5 protein-coding genes are annotated in these 5772 nt (G+C 68.0%); 1 reads left to right on the top strand and 4 read right to left on the bottom strand.

Annotated features, from left to right (window positions below; genetic code table 11):
• Positions 1-357: 357 nt before the first annotated feature.
• The 3 genes from ACFPN9_RS11405 to ACFPN9_RS11415 form a co-directional block, all read right to left on the bottom strand.
• Positions 358-714 carry a hypothetical protein gene (locus tag ACFPN9_RS11405; protein WP_377816976.1) on the bottom strand — a complete coding sequence of 119 codons (357 nt, stop codon included), beginning with the start codon at positions 712-714 and terminating at the stop codon, positions 358-360.
• Positions 715-1687: 973 nt separating this feature from the next.
• Positions 1688-3487 carry a relaxase/mobilization nuclease domain-containing protein gene (locus tag ACFPN9_RS11410; protein ID WP_377816978.1) on the bottom strand — a complete coding sequence of 600 codons (1800 nt, stop codon included), beginning with the start codon at positions 3485-3487 and terminating at the stop codon, positions 1688-1690.
• Positions 3484-3840, bottom strand: coding sequence for a plasmid mobilization protein (locus ACFPN9_RS11415; protein WP_377816981.1), 357 nt, complete (start codon positions 3838-3840; stop codon positions 3484-3486). Before ACFPN9_RS11415 ends, ACFPN9_RS11410 begins: the two co-directional genes overlap by 4 nt.
• Before the next feature lie 306 nt (positions 3841-4146).
• Here ACFPN9_RS11415 and ACFPN9_RS11420 point away from each other — a divergent pair, with 306 nt between their 5' ends.
• Positions 4147-4350, top strand: a complete 204-nt coding sequence (locus tag ACFPN9_RS11420; protein ID WP_377816983.1) for a hypothetical protein — start codon at positions 4147-4149, stop codon at positions 4348-4350.
• A 62-nt stretch (positions 4351-4412) separates the two neighbouring features.
• On the opposite strand, the gene ACFPN9_RS11425 is transcribed toward ACFPN9_RS11420, so the two are convergent.
• Positions 4413-5684, bottom strand: a complete 1272-nt coding sequence (locus ACFPN9_RS11425; protein ID WP_377816985.1) for a rep family protein — start codon at positions 5682-5684, stop codon at positions 4413-4415.
• Between the last annotated feature and the right edge of the window lie 88 nt (positions 5685-5772).

The following is a 5772-nucleotide window of genomic DNA, read 5'->3' on the forward strand; positions in this document are numbered from 1 at the left end:
GGGGGGGGTCAACGTAGCGCCTCTGTTGTCGAGCGCCCCCCTGCGGGGGCCGACAGAGCCGCCAGAAGCACGCACGGAAACGCCGCCGCCAGCGGGGCTGGCAGCGTCGAACAACCGTGCGACAAGGCTCACAGCGCCATCAGGGCGGCCGCGGTCTTGATTCGGACATGGGTCAGGGGATATAACAAGGGCGGTTCCGGCTCTACGAGCCGGCTCTTGTTGGGCTCCCAGTCTCGTTCACCGGCCAAAGTGAAGTGCGAGATTGGTGGCCGGGACCACACAAGCCGCTCGGGTTCATTCCCGGGCGGCTTTTGCATTATTAGGCGTTCGCGGCTCTACTGCAAACGCCCTTATTCATCAATGACTTAGCGCAAATCGACGCCAGAAGGGCCGATTCGCGGAGGCATGCCAGCGATCGCGATCGGCCTCTGCGGCGTCGGCGCGCCGGCGCTCGGCCTCGACCAAGGCCTTCAAGCCGTCGATCTGGGCTTCCAGCCGGGCGATCGTCACGCCGGATTCGGCGGCGGGCGAAGGGGCCTCCAAGGGGGGAGGCGAGGGGACCGTCAGCGCCTCCACCGGAACGGAGACCCGCGCCTTGCCATCGTTGCCGACCGTGCGCTTCCAGCGCTTCCGACGCACCAGGTTGCGGGCCGAATGCGGGGTTATCCGCATACGCTCGGCCAGTTCGTCATAGGACAGGCTGACGGTTTCCATGGGGACCCTCGATAGCGCCACAGGCGGGGCCATCGAGGGTGCATCACGGATGGTTAACGAATCTTGCACTGCAGCCCGGGCCGCCGGGGCCGTGAAGGGGGCCGGACCGCCCCCAGCCCGCAGATGCTGCGCATCTGTCCCCCGGCTGAACCGGCCCTTTCGCTCGCTACGCGAGCAGGCCGGCCCATCCGGGCGGGCCGGGTCCCTAGGCGGTCCTTGACTGGGCGACGGGGCCTGTCGCGGTCCCCGCTCCAACGCCGGGCGGCTGCGCCACCCGACCTTGGATCAAGGATCGCGGCCCCTCTGCCCCGTCATCCCCCTTCCGCACCACCCCCGGCGGCCCTCCACCTGAGCTACCTCTAGGGAGGCTTTTATTGCATAATGCCGCCAGCTGGAGGGGATGCCATGCTTCTATCATCGTTGACGGACCCGGTTGACCTCGCTCGGGCGCAGGCCGCGTTTGATGCAGCATGGAACGAGATCAAACCATCGGTTCCGACTGAGTCAGCTGAGAAGGAACGCCTTCGGCTCTCCTACATAGTTTCTGCCATGGCGAGCCGCTGCCAGGATGAGGGCGAGCTGACGAAGCGGTCGGTCGAACGCTATCGCCGCGCCGTTCGCACCGAGGACCGCAATTATGAGCACCCCAAAGCGCACATGAGCGAGCAGGCCGGGGTTGACGGGGCGGACCGGCGCGGACCCTGGCCCTCATCCCAGCCATAGCGCAGCGGCGGCTGAGGTGAGGCCGGAGGCCGTGGCGCCGGTTCGCCCCGTCACCGACGAGCCGGGACCCTGCGTCTATGCGGGAAGCGGGGTCGGCGCAGCCGATCCTGCCGGGACACGTGTCGCGGCAGGAACCGCTGGAGCATCGACGTAGGGAGCGAGGAGGCTACCCCGGCCCGACACTCGACGGCTCGCTTCTGCCCGAATGGGACGCTGGGCATAGAGGTGGGACGGATTGCACAGGCGGGGCTCAGCGGCTGGGACCCCTTGGCGTATAGGCTCGGTCCTCGACCTCTTGCTGGCGACGCTCCTGCTCACGGAGCTTGGCCTCATCGGCCCGTCGCACGGCCTCGGCCCGGCGCATGTGCTCTTCGAGCGCAGGCACGCCTTGGATCGCCCACTCGGGGCGGGCCTCCATGGCCTTGCGCAGGCGATCGACTCTCGCGAGGTCCATGAGGCCCTCCCGCCGCTCTCCGTCCTGTCGGCGTTCATGCGTGGCTTGGGCGGTCGCGAAGGCGCGGGTTTCCCGATCCTCGCCGCGAGCGTCGCCGTCGCGGATGCTGCGCCGGGTGCGGGCGTCCTGCGCGCGCTCGCCGACCAGCGTCTCCAGCGCGAGAATCCTACGCTCGGCGGCGGCGGCCTTGCCCGTCACCCATGCGAGCACGCCGCGGGGCCGTGAGGCCTCCGCGGCGTCGAGCGCGGCCCTTGCCTCGTCCTCGCGCCGCTCGGCCTCCTGAACGGCTTTCTGGGCCTTCTGGGCCTTCGTACGGGCCTCTGCGAGGCTGGCGGGTGGTTCGAGAGGGACAGATGCTCGCGCCATGCGCTGCCGAGCCGCATCCGCCCGCCGTTCGAGCTCGCGCATGGCGTCGGCATAGGCGGGGCTGGCCTGGGCCGCGATCCGAGCCGCAGCGGCCCGCAGGTCGCGAGCACGGGGCTGCCGGTCGGCGCGCGCTACCTCGATCGCCGCCGTTCGAGCGCGTCGAGCCGCCCTTCGATCCGGCGCAGCATCTCCGTCTGGTAGGTCAGGGCCTGCAGAACCTGCTCCAGCGTCGCCAGCACCGGGCTCTCGCCCGGTTCCTCCAGGCTTTCGGGCAGCAGGGCCTGCGCCAGGCTCTGGACGAGGCCGTGCGTCTGGCTCGCGATCCTCCCGACCTTGTTGGTCTGGACGAGGATCGTCTCGGCTGATGCTCGGGGCGGCGGGGCGGGTGTCTGCGACATGCTGCTTCTCCATGAAGGCCGAGACGTCGGCCCGCTTCTGCTTCGCGAGGCGGTCGAGCGCCCCGACGAACTCGTCTCCGCGCCGCACGATCCATGCGCCTGGCTTGTCGCCGGCAACCACGGACAGGCCCTGCTCGGCGAGGGCGGCATGCAGGGCCTGTGGCCCGTCGCTGCGCGCCCATGCCTCTTTCACGACCTCGCGCACGTCCCGGAAGTCGACGCCCTTGCGATCCAGGACCCTGCGTTGGTCCGGGGTGACGGCGCTGCGCGGACGGTCGGGTTGCGGCCCCAGGCCAGCCGTCAGCCATGCGGCCACCTCCGGCCTGGCCCTCTCGAAGTAGCGCAGGGCGCTCCCGTGATGCCGTCCGAGCGTCGGCGCCTCGCCGAGCTCGTACTCGGCGAGGCGACAAGCCGTCTCGACCTTGATCTTATCGAGGCCGGCCCGCGCCACGAGACCATCCGGTCCCACTCGCGCAACGACCAGGTGGAGATGCGTCCCGCCCTCGCCGGCGACGCGGGGCTTGTCGTGCAGCACGCGGGCGCAGCCGTTCTCGGCCATGCCGAGATGGCGCAGCACGATGTCGCCGGCGAGATGCAGTTCGGCGTCGGTCATCTGCCTGCCGGGGCTAATGCTGATGTGGAGGAAGGCCGCGTCGGCCTTGGTCCCATCCCGCATCAACTGCATGTCGCGCAGGGATGCCGGCAGATCGATCGACAGCATGTTGTCGACGCGCACGGCGATTCGCTCGTTCATCTCCGTCTTCAGGAGATGCGAGGCGAGGTTCCGGGCATCGCGCCCGGAGCGGCCATGCGAGACGACGTTGCCGATCATCCGGGGGATCCCGCAGCGAGCACCGCCTCATGCAGCGCGCGGATCTCGGCCTGAAGCGCATCGAGGGCGGCGGCGTCCACGCGCCCGCCCTGGTTGGCGTGCTTCGCGAGCTGGTTGAGGTTGTTGCCCAGCTTGGCGGCCTCACCCGCCCAGCGGCCAACCTCGACCCGCAGGCCGTCGCGCTTCCGACGCCGGGGAGGCAGCGGGGCGTTGGCCCGCGCGAGCACGGCCTCGCGGGCCAAGGTGCTCGGCCCGACGCCGGCAGCAGCCGCCGCATCGAGCACAAGCTGATGCTCGATAGGGGTCAGGCGCAGGCCGATCGTGATCGTCGCCTTGCGGCTCTCCGACGCCATGCCCGGGCGCTCCGGTTTGGGGGTTCCACAGGGGGCTTCAGCCCCCTTGGCCAGGAAGTGCGGTGTAACCGCGCTCTGCTGGCTATCTCAAATTAGCCACCCGACACGCACTTTTCAAGTCATTGGGATAGAACGCGTTTGCTACACGTATCGAACACAGTAGCGCCCCTTGTTCAGGTTCCAGCGGCGGTCAAACCGCGCGGCGATACCCCTGAGCCGTTAACCGTCGCATCCAAGCCCCCCGCTACCGCCCCACTTCACATAGAGACGCTCGACCATTATACAGCGTGGCGAAAGGATAAGTTCATGAATATCCAGGCTCCAAAAAATTTTACTGTAGAATTAGAAATAACTAGATCAGTTACTGTCGTCATTGAAGCATCGAACGCGGCTGAAGCACGTGATAAGGCTAGTAATCTAAATTTCAGACATGAAATTACTGGCGAGATAGTTCATTGGGTTGTTCTAAATGTTTCGGAAGGAACAGATGTACAGTCAGATTTTTATTAATGTCATGCACGTTTTTCAATATACTTTAATTAATGATGACTTAACTCTATTAGAGTGCCACCCTAACGGACTTTAATCAGGGCTGTAACGACGGTGGCGTCCAGCTCGAACAGCCTACGAGACCCAGTCGAACGCCGAAGCGCATCGACGGCCCAACCAAGGCGAGCAGCGGTCGATCCGCGCTGAACCGCCGCCGCATCCCTGATGTCACGCTCCGAGGGTCGGACGGGCGGCGGGGGCGGAGGGGCCGGCTCGGGCGGATTGGCCGTCCGCCGCGCCCATGCCGCGACCTCGGGCCAGGGCTGATCGGCCTCGACCTTGCGGATCAGCGCTGCGGCCTGGCCGAGACGCATCAGCCCGTTCCACGTGCCAGGCGAGAGAATTCCGACCTCGACGCCATCGGCGGCAAGCTCCTGCTCGCCCTCGTCCTGCGCGCTGTCGTCGGCGGGCTCGATCCCCAGCTGCTCGGCCATCGCCGCCGTGACGACGCAGGAGCGGGTGCCGGCCATGGTCTCCGCGTATTCGCGCCACAGCGCGTAGTCGCGAGGCTGGCCCGTCATGGCGCTGGCGGCGATCTCGAACGGGGCGCGGCCCTTGGCGGAGCGGCTGACCTTGCCGCTTCTGCCGGCGAGCTCCCATGCGAGCCCCTTCGCCACGTAGTCGGCAGCGTTTTCCGGGCTGGTCGCCACCTGCACGTCCTGGCCGAGCCGCTTCGCGGTGGCGCCCTCGGCCTCGACGTACTTCATGTACCGCTGGATCAGGAACTCGCCGGCCTCGGCGGCGGTCGAATTCGACTGGGCCAGGCAGAGCACGAGCAGGTGCAGATGGAAGTGCCAACCGTGCCGGCCATGCGTCACCTCGGGCGCGACGAGCACGCCGATCACGCCGGCCCGCTTCTGCATCCGCGCCCAGGGCGCGCCCTGCCGGGCCTTCCGGCCTGCGGTCTGGACGATGCGCTTCAGGTCCGCGAGACGGTCTCCGGCACGGTGCTGCACCGTCAGCGTGACCATGACCGCCGTCCCGTCCTGGGCGTAGAGGGCGGATACGGCGTCCTTCACCCTCGACTGCCTGTCGAGCGTCTGGCGGGGCGCGCATGAGGGGCATAGCCATGCACTGTCGCAGCGGAAGACGCCGCCGACGCCGATGGCGCCGCTGTCGCGCCGGGTGATGGTGACAGCCTCGACCTCATGGCCGGAACGGCCACAGCCACAGACGGCAGGCCCCTTGCCGGTCTCCGGATCGCGGAGCATCCGACCGATGCCATGGCGAAGCTCGAAGCGCTTCGAGGTGGTGGACAGGAACCCGTCTCCCTCGGAGGAGAGGGGGGGGGTCAACGTAGCGCCTCTGTTGTCGAGCGCCCCCCTGCGGGGGCCGACAGAGCCGCCAGAAGCACGCACGGAAACGCCGCCGCCAGCGGGGCTG

This window comes from Allobosea massiliensis (assembly GCF_042655245.1).
GTDB lineage: Bacteria > Pseudomonadota > Alphaproteobacteria > Rhizobiales > Beijerinckiaceae > Allobosea > Allobosea massiliensis.

What these genes read in the sequence shown, in the direction of transcription:
- ACFPN9_RS11405 (WP_377816976.1), bottom strand. Translation starts at nt 714, where the DNA reads ATGGAAACCGTCAGCCTGTCCTATGACGAACTGGCCGAGCGTATGCGG.
- ACFPN9_RS11410 (WP_377816978.1), bottom strand. Translation starts at nt 3,487, where the DNA reads ATGATCGGCAACGTCGTCTCGCATGGCCGCTCCGGGCGCGATGCCCGG.
- ACFPN9_RS11415 (WP_377816981.1), bottom strand. Translation starts at nt 3,840, where the DNA reads ATGGCGTCGGAGAGCCGCAAGGCGACGATCACGATCGGCCTGCGCCTG.
- ACFPN9_RS11420 (WP_377816983.1), top strand. Translation starts at nt 4,147, where the DNA reads ATGAATATCCAGGCTCCAAAAAATTTTACTGTAGAATTAGAAATAACT.